This window comes from Streptosporangiales bacterium, from assembly GCA_009379955.1.
Lineage (GTDB): Bacteria > Actinomycetota > Actinomycetes > Streptosporangiales > WHST01 > WHST01.
Genome location: WHST01000136.1, coordinates 1 through 16,894 on the forward strand (window position 1 = coordinate 1; position 16,894 = coordinate 16,894).

The following is a 16,894-nucleotide window of genomic DNA, read 5'->3' on the forward strand; positions in this document are numbered from 1 at the left end:
TGAGATGAAGCGCCATGCCCTCGAGAAAGCAAACAGCGCAACAAGCCAGAGCCCTCTTCCGGCCCCGTTGTGGCACGACCGCGAGGACATCATCCAGCGCCTGTGCGGACTCAAGGAGTGACACCGGATTATCCCGACAGGCGACAGGCGCGAGCGCACGTCATCCCAGGTCACAGGCCCATCACGCGCGCAAAGAGGCGGGTATCGGAATAACCCGGGAGTCGGAGTAATACCAATAGGTGTCGGACGGAGCGACGTGACCGAGGTAGCCGGACAGGGTCGCGAGGTGGCCGTCGATGCTCGCTCCTTGCCGCTGCCAGTTGATGAGCGTGCGGACGGCGAAACAATGCCGGAGATCGTGCACACGTGGATGTGTCGTCGCGGTGCGAAGTCCGAGCGCGGTGGTGATCTGGCGGAAGGTCTTGCCGACACCGGAGCGATCAAGTGCGGTGCCGACGCTGGTGCAGAAGAACGCCTCTGCACGCGGTTGTCGGCACAGTCGGTCACGTGTGGCTGCATAGACCGACAGCGCCGCGGTGCTGCTCTCGTGCAGCGGCACGAACCGAGTGCGGTCGAACTTCGCGTGTCGGATCGTGATTATTCCGGAGTTGAGATCGACGTCGCCGCGAGCAAGACCGATCGCCTCACCGATGCGCATGCCGGACACCGCGAGCAGGCCGAACAATGCCTCGTGAGTCGCCGCGCGAAGCGGCGGGGCGAGCCCTCGCGCGGCCACGAGCACCCGCTCGATGTCGCTGTCGGAGAACAGGTAGGGAGACAGTCTGCGCCGGGTCGTGGGGAAGATCCCCGACGGCGGCACCTCGGTGGCAGGGTCCATCGTCACCAGATAGACGGCGAAGCGGCGCACGACGCCCAGACGCTTGGCCCACTGGTTGGGAGAGGCCGCGACCGGCAGCTTCGCCCAAGCGATCGCCAGCTCGCCGGTGACGTGTTCTTGGCCGGCGGCTTCGATGTAGGCCACGAACTGCGCAAGCAGCTGCTCCTCGCGTTCGAGTTTGAAGCCGAGCGAGCGCCGCAGCGCCAGATACTCTGCGACGTGTCGGCCAAGGGCGCTCATCTCGCACCTCCCGGCCACGGCGCGGCGAGCCGCCGCAGCGTGTCCAGGTCCACCCGGGCGTAGATCCCGGTCGACTGCAGGTTCTTGTGTCGCAGCACCTGGCCGATCTCGACCAGAGGCACCTCGGCGCGCACCATCTCGCAGGCCAGCGTGTGACGTAGCCGGTGCGGGCCGACCTCGGGGATTCCGGCGCGGCGGCAGGCCCGACGCACGGTCGAGCCAACCGTGCCGGTCGCGATCGGCTCGAACGGCGCTCTGGCCCGCAAGAACACCTCCCGCCGGTCACTTCTGGGTCGTCCGCGTCGCAGATAGACAGCGATCGCCTCGCCCACCTCGACGGGCATGGGCAGCCGGTCCAGCCGCGCACCCTTGCCGCGCACGACGAGGTCCCCGGCGCGCCAGTCCAGGTCGTCAAGACGCAGCCGTGCCACCTCACCGGCACGAAGACCCAGGCGAAGCAGCACGACCAGCATCGCGTAATCCCGTCGCCCCAGCGCCGTTCTCCGATCGCAGGATGAAAGCAGCAGGTGAGCCTGAGCGGGCTCGATCCCTCGAGGCAGGCACACCCGTCGTCGCCCGGTCACGGCCAGGGCCGCACCGGACAGGTCAACGGCGATGATCCCCTCGGTGAAGCAGAACCGAAGTAACGCGCGCAGCCCTGCCCGGAAGTTCTGGGCCGCAGCAACCGACACCGCCTCGGCGACGCGGCGCAGAGCCGCGGTCACATCAGCGGCCGCAACCTCCCCCAAGGCGGTGCCCGGCGGTAGCCCGTCGAAGAACTTTCGGGCGTGGTCGACGTAGCCGCGCACGGTGCCCGACGCGAGCCCACGCTCGACCAGGAGATAACGCTCGAAGGAACACAGCAGCGTCTCGGTCGGCGACAGTGCTGGCGCCTGCTCCCCGCGCAACAACGCACCCGGCACCTCAAGCAGGCACCACAATCCGGGCCGTGACCACTGGGAGCGGTGCCTGCCCCCAGCACGCTGGAAAGCCAAAAACTCATCGACCCGATCACGGTCGAGCCGCTCGGCGCCGAGTTCCCGATCCTCGAGCCAACCGCTGAAGCGAGCCACCTGCCGCAGCAGGTTCACCGCCGATCGTGGCGTGTAGCCGCGCCGGCGAAGCTCCAGACGATACGCCTGCACGAACAGGGCCAACGGCCCCGTCACCACAACCCCGCTCAGTCTGCTTGCTGCCCTCGGCATCGTTGCCTCCCTCTCGAAGAAGAAGGCAACGATCCCTCCGATCACACTACGGTGTTATGCCGACACTTTCCCGGCACCCACCCCAGGTGACCAGCACGTCCTCAGAAACATCGGCATAACGCGAACGTCGGCATAATCATGGAAGTGGAACGCCTGCGGCAGACCGACCAGCGCCACCCGCTCGACCCACCGGATCGACTTCCGCCAGTTCGCCCGCTTCAAGCCCGCACCCTTCGGGCCTACCCGATCCTGAGAGCCACGGCAACCACGCTCCCCAGCCGGCCACGAGCGCCAGTCACAGGCCACACGACACGGCACCACGGCATGTACCGGTGGAACCCCTCACCCGATGCCAGGGAGTGTGCGCCGAGCCACCGTCGGCGTCCAGGGGCACCAAGATCTTTTCGGCCGCCACCTCGCCTGTCCGGCGGACCGTTCCACTCGCGCGAGGACTCCCGGAGCCGAAAACATCTTGCCGCTGATCCCTGGACCCCGCCGCCGTCTCGGCTACGTTCGGCATCTACTGGGTGAGGGGGAGGAATGGCGAGCCCTGCCCTGTCGCTGTGAACAGCTCGACCTTGCTCCGGGGCATGCTGCCACTCCCTCAGGCAAGCAGCAAAGGAATCACGCTCAACGCCTCGTCTCGTACCTGGTCAGGACCACGCCGCCGGGAAACGTCCGCGTCTCCACCAGGTTCAGGTTCACCCAGCTATCCAGCGCGGTGAAGAACGGTGTGCCGCCGCCCACCAGCACCGGATGGGTCACGATCGCGTACTCGTCGATCAGCCCGGCCCGCATAGCCGCCCCAGCGAGCGCTGCGCCACCGACCCTCATCGGCTCGCCGTCCTCGGCCTTGAGCCGGGTGATCTCCGCGACCGCGTTGCCGGTGACCAGGCGAGTGTTCCAGTCGACCTTGTCGACCGTCGAGGAGAACACCACCTTCGGCGTATCCCGCCAGTTCCGCGCAAACTCGATCTGCGCCGGGGTGGCGCCCGGCTGCTGGTCGCCGGTCGGCCAGTAGGAACTCATGGTCTCCCACAGCTTGCGCCCGTACATCAACAGGCCGATCGCCAGCTCCTGGTCGAGCCACCACTGAAACAGCTCGTCGCTCGGCCCGCTCCAGCCGAGGTCGTCGCCGGGCGCCGCGACGTAGCCGTCCAGGGTCAGGTTCATGCCGTAGACCAGTTTCCGCATGGCACCATGCCTTTCTGTCAGTCGGTTTCGGGAGTCTAGACCGGCTCGGTGTAGACAACTGATCAATGCGCGATCTGAGTTCGCCGGTGGTCTTTCGTACTCGGGGCGCAACGTCGCCCACTCGGCCGACCAGGGCAACCCGTCTAATCTCGACCTCGCCCGCACACAGCAAGCAGCGCACCCACTCCACACGCGAACAGACGGCTCAGCCCGGTAGACGCCGTGCAATTGACGTGCAATTAGCTGAGGTCAGCGACGGTCAATCGAGGGCTGAAACAGTCCGCCGATCGTGCTCAGATGGGCCGGCTCCTGGCCCTCGCTCAATGCTTCCAAGCTGGTGATGCGGGTTCGATTCCCTTCACCCGCTCCAAGATCAAGGGGCCCTGATCAGCAACAACGCCAGCCAGGACCCTCTCTTATTGAAGCCATCTTCACCTGTGTGGGCACCGGGCCACAGCCGGGCCACGTTCCCGTCAGCCCGCTCGCTTGCGTGCCCCGGCATTACGCGTCGTCTGGCTCATCACGCCGGGGCGACGTGACACAACTGGACTGTCAGACCTCGCCCGTACGTTGGCGAGCATGAAACCACAAGCCAACGCCCTTGCGCTGATCGTCTCCGACATCGCGGCATCGGTCGACTTCTATCGGCGGCTCGGCCTCGACTTCGGAGACGCGACCGGCGACCACGTCGAGTGCGAGCTGATGCCGGGATTCAGGCTCATGCTCGACGACGCGACGATGGCCAAGTCGTTCTATCCGGACTGGACCAAGCCGAGCGGAGGTGCCCACACCGCGCTCGCATTCGAGTTCGGCACGCCATCCGACGTCGACGCGGCCTATCGAGAGCTGACGGATGCGGGATTCCGCAGTGCCCATGACCTGTTTGACGCCCCTTGGGGACACCGGTTCGCCACCGTGCGCGATCCCGACGGCAACAACGTCGACCTCTACGCCTTACTTCCCCGAGGCTGATCGGTGGTGTTACCCAGTGCAGCGTCGCTCGTCAGCGATCCCAATCGAGACCACAACGCGTGAGTCGATGTTCCGCATCACGACGTGCCGTGACTCCGCCCATCCTTCTCGCCGGGTTACTATCCGGCCCCCACTCCGTGCGTCAAGGGCGGCAGAGCCGTCGCTGACGCGATCGAGCAAGCTCGACCCTTGACCCACTACCCTCCGGCCTACGAGCGGCTCCTATGAGGAGGACGGGGAAAGTATGGGCGGCGATGGGCCACATACGGGCCACACGCCACGGCCAGGTCAGGGACAGCAACGGTCAACGACGGTCAGAACACCGAGGAGACCGACCCGAGCACAGTCCCGCACGGCTTGCGGCCGTCCTGACAGACATCCCATGCCGAATTTTGTCAAGCGGCGATGTTCGCGGTGTCGGCGCGATGGTGCTGCCAGGCTGTGTCCTCGTCGTAGAGGGCGCCGGTTTTGAGGCATCCGTGCAGGACGCCGACGAGGCGGTTCGCGAGCTGGCGTAGCGCGGCGTGGTGGCCGATCCCGCGGTCGCGCAGCGTGTCGTAGTAGGCGCGGGCGCCCGGGGATCCCGTGAGCGCGGCGTAGGCCTGCATGTGCAGTGCCGCGCCCAGCCGCCTGTTGGTGGCGTACCGGGCCAGCACCACCTTCTTGCGGCCCGAGGCCCTGGTGATGGGGCTCTGCCCGGAGTAGTTCTTGCGTGCCCGGGCGTCGGTGAAGCGAGTCTTGTCGTCGCCGAACTCGCCCATCACTCGAGAGGCGAGCACGACCCCGAGGCCCGGCTGGCTGAGGTAGATCTCAGCGGCCGGGTGGCGATCAAAATGCTCGCCCATCACCTCACCAAGCCCGGTGATCTGGGCGTTGAGCGCGGCGATGAGCCGCACCTGGCTGACGACGATCGTCGCGTACGCGCTGTCCAGGACCGGCGGCTGCCGCAGCGCCGGTGCCCGCAGAATCTCCTGCAGCGCCACGGCCTTGGTCTCGACGTGGTGGCGCCGCGCCGTGCGCAGCGCGGCAGTCAGCTGGCTGCGCGTCAGCTTCGCCGCCAGCGCCGGGCTCGGTGCCCGCTCCAACAAGATCAGCGAGTCACTGGCCGCCAGATCCTCGAAAGCTTCCAGCGCAGCAGGGAAGAACTCCCGCAGCGTCGAGCGCAGCCGCAGCACGTGCCGGGTCCGCTCCCAGATCGCGGTCTGGTGCGCACGCGCGAGCAGCTTCACCGCGTCGGCCAGCTCGCTGTCCCCAGCGATCGGGCGGTGGTGATCACGGTCCAGGCGCACGATCTCGGCGAGCACGTGCGCGTCACCGGCGCCGCTCTTGGCGCCCGAGGTGGAGTGCCGCTGCCGATATCGTGCCGCCGAGAGCGGGTTGATCGCGAACACCAAGTAGCCGGCCGCCCGCAGTGCTGTCACCCACGGCCCGCGGTCGGTCTCGATCCCGACCACCACCTGGCCCGTCACCTGCTCGGGCGGCAGCTCCGCCCAGGCGGCCGGGGCATGCTCGGCCACCAACGCGTGCAGCCGGGTGATGCCCTCCAACCCCTCCGGCAACCGGGCCTGGACCAGCCGGCGGCCGTCCTCGTCCACGACCTCGACGTCGTGGTGGTCCTCGGCCCAGTCGTCCCCAATGAACAGCACCCGCAGCAACTCCTTCGTGTCCGGCCAACAAGATCACAGCACCCGGGGACCCCTGCAACCTAATGATCAAGTGCTCACGCCGAGGCGGGCACGACATCCCATCAGCAGTCCAGTCACCGGCGAACCGGCAGGCGCACGGTCTGTCAGTAGGCCTCCGAAGCGGCCGGTTTCCGTGAGTGCTGACCTGCCGGCCGCTGCTGCGGCTGAGCCTCCCATATAGGTGGCCCGGCTGATCTCATTAGGTTCCGCGAGCGCTCGGTGCACCCGCCGGGTGCACGTCACTCCGCACAATGCCGTCCAACGGCTCTCAAGCCGATAGTTGCGGCCGACGACGACGTGCGCAGCAGGCAAACCCGCAGGTCACAATGCGGTTACCGAGCCGGTTCGATCCCCGTCACCCGCTCAACTGTCATCTGGCTTTGACCTGCAGGTTCTCCAACATCGCCTCTTTGGTTGCGGTGTCAGGGGTGCACCGTGAACCGTCCAATGGGCTTGCCCCTCGACAGGTAGTCGCTCAGCAGCCGCACCGCACGGGCACGGACCTCGGCAATCCCCTTGGGCATGGCGCACATCCTTCCAACTCAGAAAGATGCGGCATCAAACCTGGGGCGCTTCAAGCACCGCGACGGCGTCCTCGAGCTGGTCGTCGAGGGCGTTCTTGTAGCCGTGGAACGGATCGAGGGTGGCGCCCTTGATGCCGTCGCGGAAGGCCTGGTTGCGGGCCTGGAGCCACTCGGCGTAGGCAGCGCCGGACCGGCCGGGCACCAGGTCCAGCAGCCGCGCCCGGGTCTTGCCCTTGGCGTCGCGAGTCAGGTCGACCATCCCGGTCAGCTCCTTGGGCCACGCCCGCCGTCCTCGACAGGCTTGGTGGAGACGTGGTGCCACACGTGCTCGTCGACCCCGAGAGTGCCGACGCCCTCGGACCGAGCGGTGTATTGGCCGGAGATGGCCGGTCCACCAGCTGTGGGTCGGATCTGGCATCGTGACCAGAGCTGTAGTGGAAGGAGCCCGATGGACAGGCCCCCGGGTCGATCTGAGTCGTACGACGCGGCGGCGGCAGCCGAACTGCTCGCGTATTCATTCCCTGCCGACGACACCATCGCCGAGCGAACGCGGACCTGGCCTCGCGACCGTGTCTACGCCGTCGAGTCTGAGGGAGAACTCGCCTCCGTCATCCTCTGGCGGGTGGTTACCGTGCTCGACCACGGTAACCCGCTGTTGATGGCTCTGGCAGGGCCGGGTGCAACTGCCGCTACCGCGCGCGGTCGGCGTGTCTTGGCTGGATCTCAAACGGACTTCCTGGCTGCTATGCGCGATGCGGGATGTGTGCTGTCCGGACTGGAGACGCCCATTCCGAAGTGGCACCAGAACAATGGCTGGGGTATCTGTCTGTCGGTGGCCCGCTTTACCGGGGCGCCCGCCGATCTGGCGTGGCCATCGCGCACTGGTGCGGGGAGTGCGGTCAGGTTCGACCCACCTCACGAACTTGTGGCCTCCGTTTATGAGGACTGTGCCCGTGATCGGTTCGGGCTGCTGGAACGCTCCGCAGCGGACTGGGCCGATCTCCGCCGGGTCGGTCCAGGCGAGTTGCGACGCGACGTCGTGGGTGCTGTCGCCGAGGGCGGGGACCGCGGGTACGCCGTGTTGGTGCATCGGCTGGTGGGCGACGGTGCCGGTCTCGAGATCGAGGTTCGGGAGCTGTTTCACACGGGGCCGTCCGCTTTGGCGAGGCTGTTGTATTTCCTTGTCTCCCACAACAACGTCGCACGGCTTCGGTGGGACGCTCCTCCGGAGGTCGAGTTGTGGAGCGCGACCTCGCACGCCCGGACCTGGGAGCCGGTGCGGGCCCTGGACAAGCTGGTTCGAGTAGTCAATCTGGCTGGCTTGTCGCTGGCGACGAACGCGTTTCCCGGGACGGGGGTAATTCGGGTGATCGACAGCCAGGCGCCGTGGAACGACGGGCTGTGGCGGATCATTGGCGACGGCGAGCGGATCACGTTCACTTCTCTTGCTGCGGCACCGCCGACCTCAGCGGATCAAGCGGCCGGCGACGTTACCGTCCAGGCGTGCGCGCTGGCGCCTTTCCTACTCGGTGCCAGCAGCCCGTGGTGGCTCCGGGACTCCGGCCTACTGTCCGCACCCAATGAGCATGCCTTATCCCAGGTGTCGAGGCTTGTGGGAACGCGGCGCCCGCCGTACTGCCCGGATTCCTGGTGAACCGGCACCGAGCGCCCGACCGGCGATCAGTTTGGGACTGCGCCGTTGCGGGTTTCCGAGGCGATCTGGGCGAGGCACGATCTCAATCCGGTGAGGTATCCGTTGAGCGCGGCGACGTCGCGAGTACGCACGCTGCGCACGACCAGCACGAGCAGTTGACCGACATGCGACCAGCCCCACGCCAGCGTGCCGAAGGTCCCTGGCCGTTTGTGTCGCCAGCGGAAGTAGGACAGGACATGCCCGTGCAGCACAGCGACTGCGCGGGGGTCCTCGGGGGCGGTGGACGGTTCGTCCAGGATGTCGGCGAGAGCGTGTGGTACGGACAGTAGTTGCCCGTGTTGCCGGGCTCGCGCGCCGAAGTCGAGATCTTCCCCCAGCACGTAGCCGTCGATGGTTTCGTCCAGCAGAACGACGCTGGTCAGGCTGCGACGCAGCAGAGTGCAGCACAGGTGTGTGACGCCGACGCTTTCGGTGGCTCGTGGCACGAGTCGGATCACGGAGTGTCCGGACCACCGCAGTCGTGACGTTCCGTGGAACGGATTGTGGTAGCCAAGCCCGAGGAGTCGATAGGTGAGGTTGGTGGCCGTCGGCAGGACCGGGTCGCCGACCAGGTTCGCCGCCGCGAGCACGGCTGACGGCCGCTGCCGCAACGCGTGGCGCAGGGCGTCGGGCGTGCCGGGTCGGACCCGGATGTCGTCGTCGACCAGGAGCACGTACGGCGTGGCTGCCAGTTGGAGGCCGCGATTGCGTTGGGCCGAACTGGAACGGGGTGCCCACACGTAACGCAGCCCAGTGGGCAGGCCTTGCGGCGCCCCGACACCCTCGGGCAACACGACGATGATCTCCTCCGGCGGGAAAGGCTGATGTCGAAGAGACGTTATGGTGGCAGCCAGGGTCGGCCGCTGCCCCAGCGTCGGGACGACGGCTGTGTAGCTTTCCAAGTCGTCAACTGGTGGCGCACTGCTCATCGTCGGACATTAGCGGAATCAGGAGGACGTCGTGGCGGTATGGCAGTTCGTCTATGGACGGCGCTTCGCCTTCGCGCCGCCGGACTACGAATCGCCCGGGCTGGGCGGTTCGGAGGGCTCGTTGGTAGTGCTGACCCGCGCGCTCGCGCGTGCCGGTGAGCAGGTCACTGTCTACGCGAACACCTCCGAACCGGGCGAATACGACGGGGTGCGGTGGATGCCACTGCCCGAGCTCGTGCGGGCGCCACGGCCTGACGTGCGGGTCGCGGTGCGCTACGAGGAGTCTGTCCTGGTCGCGCCAGGCGCTCGCAACATCTTCTGGATGCTGGACAACCAGCCGGCGAACGCAGCGGCGTTCCGCCCGCAGGCGGGTGCGTCCGCGCCGGTCGTGGCCGCCAGCGCTGCCATGGTTCGACTGCTGCGCACGGTCGGCGTTCAGGACTCCGTCACCATCGACCACCCGGTCGACTTGGAGGAATTCTCCCTGGCCGAGCCCGGTGTGGTGCGACGACCTGTCTGTCTCTTCTCGAGCATTCCGGACCGCGGGCTGGACGTAGCCTTGGCCATCTGGCCGCACCTGCGCGAGCGGGTTCCCAACGCCGAGCTGCACATCACCAGCGGGTACCGCCTGTGGGGTTTCGCCAGGCACGAGGCGCGCGAGCTGGAGAGCCGTTTCGCCCATACCCCCTCGGAAGCGGCGGGTGTCTTCGTGCACGGCGTAGTCGATCGATCCGCGCTGCGCACCCTCCAGCGCGCTGCTCGCGTGGTGCTCTATCCGTGCCGAGAGGAGGAAATGTACTGCCTCGCCGTGGCCGAAGCAGCGGCGGCAGGGACCCCAACGGTGACCACGAACGCCTACGCGCTCAGCGAACGAGTCGTCGACGGCGTCTCCGGCTACCTCATCGACGGGTCCATCGACTCGCCGCGAGTTCAGGCGGCCTTCACTCGACTGACCGCGGACCTGCTGACCGACGACGACCTGTGGGTGAAACAGTCCCTGGCCGCGCGGGACAAAGCCGGTGAGGCCGATTCCGCAAGAGTCGCCAAACAGTGGCGCGAACTCGCTCTCGGTCGTTGACACCGCGCCTCCGGAGTCTTCGGCCCGTCGGGGACCGTCACGACTCGGGCTGCTCCGGTGGCGCGGGACAGCGCCGAGGACCTCGAAGTCGTGCGTGCTGAGGCGTACGTCAGCGGCCATCAGGCTCTCGACGACTTCCTCTACGGACATTGCACCGACGGTGGCACCAGCCACCACCCCCTGCGTCAACGCCCAGGCCAGTGCAACGGTGGCCGGAGGCATGTGCATGGCGGCTGCGACGCGGGCGACGGACTGCCACGCCCGACGATTCCCCGGGGTGTCGAATGGGTCTGCTCCCGTTGTGGGTAGCGGCTTCGCGAACCACCCGCGTGCTTGGGCCGCCCACGCCAGCAAGGTCGCTTGCGACCGGCGAACGAGGTCGTCCAGCTCGTCGGTCAGGTACCGTGTGTTAGGCCACAGCGGTCGAGCCGGCACTGCCAGGGAGTACTGATAGCTCAGGATCGGGGTATCACCGGCCACAACTGCGTGGTCGACGAATTCCCGGGCTCGCGCGGCGTTCAAGTTGCTGATGCCGTACCGACGGATAACGCCCTCGTCGACCAATTCCCGCATCGTTTGAAACAGCGCAGCCACGGGCTGTTCGGGGTCGTCCCGGTGCAGCAGCACCACGTCGAGGGTCCCCACCGCGAGTCGCTGCCGGGAGCGCCGGGCTTGATCTCGCAGCGCGGCAGGGGACATGTCGATGGTCCCGTCGTCGGCTGGGTGGCCGATCTTGGTGATGATCGCCGGCCTCGAACCGGACTGTGCAGAGCACCACCTGCCGATGGCGGCCTCGGCTCGGCCCTGCGCGTAGCTGTGCGCTGTTTCCACGACGGTGCCACCTCGCTCGACGAAAGCGTTCAGACGCCGCGTGGTCATCGCGAACGGCTCCTCACCGAACGGTCCGCCGAGGATGATCGGGCACGCGCGCAGGGCCTGCTCGAAGTCAGCGGGGCAGGGACGCGCTGATGACAAACGAATCATCTCCTCCGGCGTCGAACTTGTAGGGTTCGCCGCCACGACCGAGGTCGATGGCGTGACAGGCTTGGTGAACCGGGTGTCCCACGGCATGGTCGAGCAGGGTTCGCCCCGGGCTGTAGCGGGCCAGTTCGGGGGCATAGGTCCGGAAGTAGAGGACCGGACGCTCCGGAGGGCCGATGTACAGATCCTCGGCGACGATCCAGTCGCGTATCCGCAGGGCGAGGATCCTGGCGCAGTCCTTGGCCGCCAGCTCCAGCACGAGACGGGTGAACCGCTCGCCGAATTCGGGTCGCTTCTGAAAGAAAGGAAAATCGTCCCACCGACCAGTCTCAACCAGTCGCGTCGCGCGACGTGCCAGGAACTCTGCGACCAGCGTTTGGGTGAGGTTATTCCCGCCGATCAGGGCGACATCAGCCTCGGGGAAACTGCGGGAGAACCGTCGGACGCGGCGATCAGCCGCGGCAACACGGCGGCGCGCATCTAACAGAGGGCAGGCCTCCGGCTCGACGTGCCATCCTGCGTCGCGCATGGCCTGAATCACTCGCCCGGTCGCGGGGTCGTCGCCGGACAGACCTTCCATGAGGACCTCGTACCCGAGGCTGGCCAGGGTGGTCACGATCTGGGCGGCGTCGTTACGGTCGAGTGTGGCGCCTGAGCCGAGGACGCTGTGCCGATCGGCCAGAGGCTCCCCGCACGACCGGAGGGTTACCTGGCCGGCTTCACGGGTAAGGCTGAGCGGCACCAGCCAGCCGGCACGTCCTTCCGGAGCGAGCGCCAGTGCTTGTTCGGCATCGCCGAAGCTGTGCCACCACGCTGAGTACCACGGCGTGCTGTCGAACACTGGTCGGTCTGCCTTATGGGCGGCCGCCTCGATCGAGGCGCGGGCGGCCGTGCCCTCCAGCACTCTCACTCGTGTCATCGGTGCACCGTCGGGGATTCCAGGACGGCGTCGTACACGAGCACCGTGTCTATGGCCATCTGCTCTGCGGTCCCACGCCGCAACGCCTCCGCAGACGTGTGCGACAAGGACATCCGCAGCTGTTGGTCGTCAACCAAAGCCTCGATTGCCGCCGTCAGCGAGTGCACGTCGCCAGGTTCGGTGAGCAACCCGTTTACCCCGTCCTCGATCAGCCGCGGAACGGCGCCGACGGCTGTCGCGACGACCGGCAGGCCGATCTGGTTCGCCTCAAGCACGACCCGGCTCGTCCCCTCGGTGTCTGAGGGCAGAACGAGAACGTCCAGCGCGGCGAAGACTCGCTGGACATCCCGCCGGCACCCAGTCAGGTGCAGGACCTTCGCCGCGCGGCTTTGGCGCGCGCGGGCAGCAATCTCCTGATGCAACGGGCCACCACCGGCCATCACGAAGCGGACTTGGGAATATCGCGCGGCGACCCGATCGGCCATGTCCAGGAACAGGTCAGGACGTTTCTCGCGGGAGAAGCGACCGATGTACCCGACCAGGACCGCGTCGTCGTGATCCGGGGCTTCTGGGCTCGGAGCACCGAACTCTTTCCGTATCCGCTCTCGTTCGACGGCATCGACGGGTTGGAAATGACGCACACCGTTCTGTATGTAGGCGACATCGCGGTTCAGTTGACCGCCCAGATTGGTTACGTCCGAGACGACCACGACGCGGTCAGCCTGACGCAAGCAGAGCCGCCCGAAAACGTTGAGCAGCTGATGGCGAAGGTCCGGTGCGATCAAGCCGTGACAGGTCGCGATCCAAGCAACGTCACGCCACGGACCCCAGGTTGACCGGGCTGCGGCGGTCAGATAGTCGGCTTCGTAGCCATGCGAATGAACGACCACCGGCACGCCGCGCATCACCGCGAGGGATTCGCGTAGCTGTCTGCGCGCGGTCCGGATCCTGATGGTCCGGACGTTGACCTTGCGTTCCTCGGCGAAGGCCATGAAGTGCTCGGGGGCACCGATGCTCGCCACCTCCACGCGCATCCCGAGGTTCTGTTGCGCTTCGGCGAGATCGAGGACGTGCAGGTCGGCGCCGCCGATAGAGTCTCCGACCTCGGGGCAGATGACGTGAATCACTGACCTGGGCGAAGCAGTAACTCTGTTTTCCTGCTCTTCGTTCATCCCCGCCACCAGATCTCAACCGGTGCCTGCTTGCCCCGGGCTTGGCCGTGCTCTAGCAGCGCAGACCAGCCACTTTCCTGCTGTGGCCACAACATGTCGAGCTGCGATGTGTAGCACTGCACGGCCGTAGCCTTAGCGCGCCAGTCGATCTGATCCGGTGCGGACAGGATGGTGGTCGGCGAGTCCGTTGCGGCGATCGGATCGGTGCCGCAGGCGTAGGGCAGGTCCTCCCACCGCAGGATGGGGATGTGCCGGCCCGCCCCGATCTTGGTGACTGCACGCGTGGTGAGGCGGTGATCGATGTGCCCGCCGATGCCGGCACAGGTCAGCAGCCCGCCTACGGATCCACGTCCAGCTACGGAGTCGACGATTTCGCGGACCAGATCGAGGCTCAAGGACTCGACGTCAGGCTCTGCGGGCGGGTTGTCGTCGAACATCGCCCGATCGTGCCGACACTGCCAACCACCGGACTGATCTCGACGATAGATCGCATCACGCAGATCCAGGTGCAGAGGCTGACAACCCAGCGCGGTCAGCGCTCGGCGATCCTCCTCACGCCGCAGTGCCATCGCCTGGTCATCCGGCAAACCACACTCGAGGTGAAACTGTCGGGCCACCTTGGAGATCTCTGGCGGCGGGTCTCCGGCGAACACTGTGGCCACGATCACCTCGTGTCCTGCCCGGGCCAAGGCGTGCAACGTAGCGCCCACAGACATCACGGCATCGTCGAGATGCGGTGAGATCGCCACAAAAGACACCGGGACACCCGCCGCCGCGAATGGCCTGAACCCGGCCTCACTCAAGGGCATCGCGGACCGCCGATGCGAGATACTCGACCTGCCAATCCTGCATCTGTGGATAAATGGGCAGCTGCAACAGTTCCTCAAACCAGACCCGCTCCGCGACCGGGCACTCCCCGTGCTCATGCCCCTCCCGACGCCACTCGGGCAGCATGTGCAGCGGGAAATAGCGCAGTTGCACCTGGATTCCGCGATCAAGCAGTTCCGTAGCGATCTCGTCCCTGGTACGGCCCGGCCCCGGACGCACGAAGCACGTGTACAGGTGATGCGCGGAGGAAACCCCTTCGGCGACCGTCGGCAGGCGCAGGCGCGCAACATCACGGAACTGCGCGTCCAGCCACTCGGCGATACGCCTCCGGCGGGCGAGGAACTCCTCGATCCGACCCAGCTGAACTCGTCCCACCGCAGCGGCAGGCTCGGCCAGCGTGGAGTTCGTACCGCCGTGACGTAGGGCGAGGCAGTCCTGGTCGAAGGAATTCTTCGCGTGCCAGTCCAGCCTGCGGTCGGGATAGACGTGTCCGCCGATCGATCTCGACGGCCGTCCGGCGAAATCCGCGTCGGGTTCGATGGCGATGACGCGACGCAGTACGTCGGCGAGTTCATCGTCGTTCAACGTCACCATCCCACCCTCGCCCAGGGTGGAGACGTTCTTATACGACTGGAAGCTGAAGCAGCCGATGTCGCCCAGTGTTCCCGGGTGACGTCCGTGATAGGTGCCGCCGAGGGAGTGCGCGCAGTCTTCGATAACCCGAATACCCCGGTCCTTCGCGACGTCCAGGACGGCATCCATATCAGCGCTAAGACCGCCGTGGTGGACCAGGTAGATCGCGTTCGTACGGGCGGAGACCAGCCGTGAGACCGACTCCGGGTCCACGTTCAGGGTCTTAGGATCGATATCGGCAAAACGGACTGTGATACCCCGGCCGAGGAGGTGGGCGACGGTGGCCTGGTAGGTCTGCGTTGTCGCGATCACCTCGCACCCCTCCCGTACGCCCGCGAGATATGAGGCGAGCTCAAGAGCGACGGTGCAGTTGGTCACCGAGATGGCGTGCGGCGCACCGGTGTAGGACGCGAATTCCTGCTCGAATGCGTCTCGCTCCTGCCCGCAGGAGAGCGTCTGCCCGCTGGCGAGCACTCGAGCGACGGCGTCCAACTCCTCCTGCCCGAACAAGGACCCCACGGGCCGATACGGCACAACGAACGGATCACTCACGATGACCCCCGACCAGTCCCGATCCACGCCTGATAGGTAGCTGTGCTGGCCGCATTCCACGATGGCATCCGCGTCCATTCGCGTTGCGCCGCGAGTCGGCCGACCTCGGAAGGTCTGAGAATCGGTGCGCACGCAAGTTCTGCGAACCGACGGGCATCGTCTGCCACGGCCAGCCCGGATATGTCCCGAGGAATGCCCTGGGCGCCGACGGTCGTGGTCACGGTGTAGCAGCCCTGATAGAGCGCCTCGGTCACCTTCACCTTGATCCCACCGCCGATACGCAGCGGTACGACAACGACGTCCGCGGCGCCGTATTCAGCGGCGAGATCGTCCGCCCACCCCACGACCTCGACATCCTGAGCTCGCGTCAGCTGTGACGGCATCGCGTTCCCGACCAGCCGCAGCCGGGCTTCGACGGATCGGTCGCGCAGTAGGGCGCGCACTTCCGGCAGGATGTCCTCGATCAGCCAGGACGTCGCGTCCCTGTTCGGGAAGTACGCGTAGTTGGCTACGAACAGCAGCCGCAGGCAGGAGTCGTCCGGGTTCCGGCGTGCCGGAACCCGGACGGAGTCACCGCAATCGAGGTGATCCCACCCGTTGGTGATCACCGGAGTCGGTCGTTGGGTCCATGTGGTGATCGCAGTCGCGTCGTCGTGGGTCAATGCGATGACCCGACCGACGCTGCGCCAAGCTTGCCGTTCAGTCCTGCGCAACTGGTCGAGCAGCGTTGTCGGGATCGGCTCACCCAAGCGTGTGCGCTGGTCAAGGATGCGCGATTCGACGTTGTGCTCCACAAGGACGACACGGGTATACGCCGCCGGCGGCAGCAGCCCGAGCAGATAGTGCCCCTCGACGTGGATCGCATCATAGGTCTGCCAGATCCGTTCGAGCAGTTCTCGCGCCTGGCGCGATTCCCTGCGAGGCGCAGCACTGGTGGGTGACTGGTCGGGGAAAACCCACCAACGGCGCAGGCCGACGCCCGATGATCGCAGACCCTGCTCGTCCTGTGCGGGTCTCTGGCTGACGACCACGTAATCGATTAAGGCCCTGCGCCACAGCCGAGGGAGGAGCTCGGCATCACGTCGCCGGCCACCGTCCGTCGTCGGCCACGCGCCGTTGTGGGCCAGGAACAGGATTCTCGACAGGTCAAGATCACCTGTCGACAAGTCGACCTCCATCTGGGCTCGTGTGCCGAGCTGAACTCAACCCTGAGTGTCGCGCCTCTGGTTGCTGACACTATCGGGTCGCTCTCGGGTCACCGGATCGTGTCGAGACCCGCTGCGCCCGGTTTCCTGGATGGAGGCTGATGCCTAGCTACTTCGACCTGAAAAACCCTGTGGGGTCGTGACGGCGACCTCGGCAGACGGTTGGGCGGCTATCGGTGACCGGTCAGGTGGGCATGATTCATCCCGGTGGGGCTCTTCACGCTGCCAGCGCTCCGACCTTGACCA

Annotated in this window: 13 protein-coding genes and 2 pseudogenes; 3 read left to right on the plus strand and 12 right to left on the minus strand. The window is 66.6% G+C overall.

Annotated elements, in window-relative coordinates:
- Positions 1 to 181: 181 nt before the first annotated feature.
- From GEV10_27765 to GEV10_27775, 3 genes are all read right to left on the minus strand, one after another.
- Positions 182 to 1,078, minus strand: a complete 897-nt coding sequence (locus tag GEV10_27765; protein ID MQA82216.1) for a tyrosine-type recombinase/integrase — start codon at positions 1,076 to 1,078, stop codon at positions 182 to 184.
- Positions 1,075 to 2,235, minus strand: a complete 1,161-nt coding sequence (locus GEV10_27770) for a tyrosine-type recombinase/integrase (protein MQA82217.1) — start codon at positions 2,233 to 2,235, stop codon at positions 1,075 to 1,077. The genes GEV10_27765 and GEV10_27770 overlap by 4 nt, the downstream gene beginning before the upstream one ends.
- Before the next feature lie 678 nt (positions 2,236 to 2,913).
- Positions 2,914 to 3,477 (minus strand): dihydrofolate reductase, encoded by a 564-nt coding sequence (locus GEV10_27775; GenBank protein ID MQA82218.1) that lies wholly within the window; start codon positions 3,475 to 3,477, stop codon positions 2,914 to 2,916.
- A 579-nt stretch (positions 3,478 to 4,056) separates the two neighbouring features.
- Here GEV10_27775 and GEV10_27780 point away from each other — a divergent pair.
- A complete protein-coding gene (locus GEV10_27780; protein MQA82219.1) occupies positions 4,057 to 4,449 on the plus strand; it encodes a glyoxalase in 393 nt (130 codons plus the stop codon).
- Between the two features lie 395 nt (positions 4,450 to 4,844).
- On the opposite strand, the gene GEV10_27785 is transcribed toward GEV10_27780, so the two are convergent.
- Both GEV10_27785 and GEV10_27790 read right to left on the minus strand, forming a co-directional pair.
- The gene (locus tag GEV10_27785) at positions 4,845 to 6,095 is read right to left on the minus strand and encodes an IS110 family transposase (protein ID MQA82220.1); all 1,251 of its coding nucleotides are present in this window, start codon (positions 6,093 to 6,095) and stop codon (positions 4,845 to 4,847) included.
- 609 nt (positions 6,096 to 6,704) lie between these two features.
- Positions 6,705 to 7,024, minus strand: a pseudogene (locus tag GEV10_27790) (ISL3 family transposase).
- 16 nt (positions 7,025 to 7,040) lie between these two features.
- On the opposite strand from GEV10_27790, the gene GEV10_27795 reads away from it, so the two are divergent.
- Entirely contained in the window at positions 7,041 to 8,312 is a 1,272-nt protein-coding gene (locus GEV10_27795; GenBank protein MQA82221.1) for a GNAT family N-acetyltransferase, read from the plus strand.
- A gap of 26 nt (positions 8,313 to 8,338) precedes the next feature.
- Here GEV10_27795 and GEV10_27800 read toward each other — a convergent pair whose 3' ends face one another.
- Complete coding sequence (locus tag GEV10_27800; protein MQA82222.1) at positions 8,339 to 9,280, minus strand: glycosyltransferase; 942 nt, start codon at positions 9,278 to 9,280, stop codon at positions 8,339 to 8,341.
- 31 nt (positions 9,281 to 9,311) lie between these two features.
- Here GEV10_27800 and GEV10_27805 point away from each other — a divergent pair, with 31 nt between their 5' ends.
- The gene (locus tag GEV10_27805) at positions 9,312 to 10,358 is read left to right on the plus strand and encodes a glycosyltransferase (GenBank protein MQA82223.1); all 1,047 of its coding nucleotides are present in this window, start codon (positions 9,312 to 9,314) and stop codon (positions 10,356 to 10,358) included.
- Positions 10,359 to 10,433: 75 nt separating this feature from the next.
- Here the strand turns inward: GEV10_27805 and GEV10_27810 are convergent.
- The 6 genes and pseudogenes from GEV10_27810 to GEV10_27835 all read right to left on the minus strand — a co-directional run bounded on the left by GEV10_27810 (position 10,434) and on the right by GEV10_27835 (position 16,621).
- A pseudogene (locus GEV10_27810) lies at positions 10,434 to 11,477 on the minus strand (hypothetical protein).
- Positions 11,305 to 12,258 carry a GNAT family N-acetyltransferase gene (locus GEV10_27815; protein ID MQA82224.1) on the minus strand — a complete coding sequence of 318 codons (954 nt, stop codon included), beginning with the start codon at positions 12,256 to 12,258 and terminating at the stop codon, positions 11,305 to 11,307. Before GEV10_27815 ends, GEV10_27810 begins: the two are co-directional and overlap by 173 nt.
- Complete coding sequence (locus GEV10_27820; GenBank protein ID MQA82225.1) at positions 12,255 to 13,430, minus strand: glycosyltransferase; 1,176 nt, start codon at positions 13,428 to 13,430, stop codon at positions 12,255 to 12,257. Before GEV10_27820 ends, GEV10_27815 begins: the two co-directional genes overlap by 4 nt.
- Positions 13,427 to 14,239, minus strand: coding sequence for a hypothetical protein (locus GEV10_27825; GenBank protein ID MQA82226.1), 813 nt, complete (start codon positions 14,237 to 14,239; stop codon positions 13,427 to 13,429). Before GEV10_27825 ends, GEV10_27820 begins: the two co-directional genes overlap by 4 nt.
- A complete protein-coding gene (locus GEV10_27830) occupies positions 14,226 to 15,521 on the minus strand; it encodes an aminotransferase DegT (protein ID MQA82227.1) in 1,296 nt (431 codons plus the stop codon). Before GEV10_27830 ends, GEV10_27825 begins: the two co-directional genes overlap by 14 nt.
- A complete protein-coding gene (locus GEV10_27835) occupies positions 15,440 to 16,621 on the minus strand; it encodes a glycosyltransferase (GenBank protein MQA82228.1) in 1,182 nt (393 codons plus the stop codon). The genes GEV10_27830 and GEV10_27835 overlap by 82 nt, the downstream gene beginning before the upstream one ends.
- Between the last annotated feature and the right edge of the window lie 273 nt (positions 16,622 to 16,894).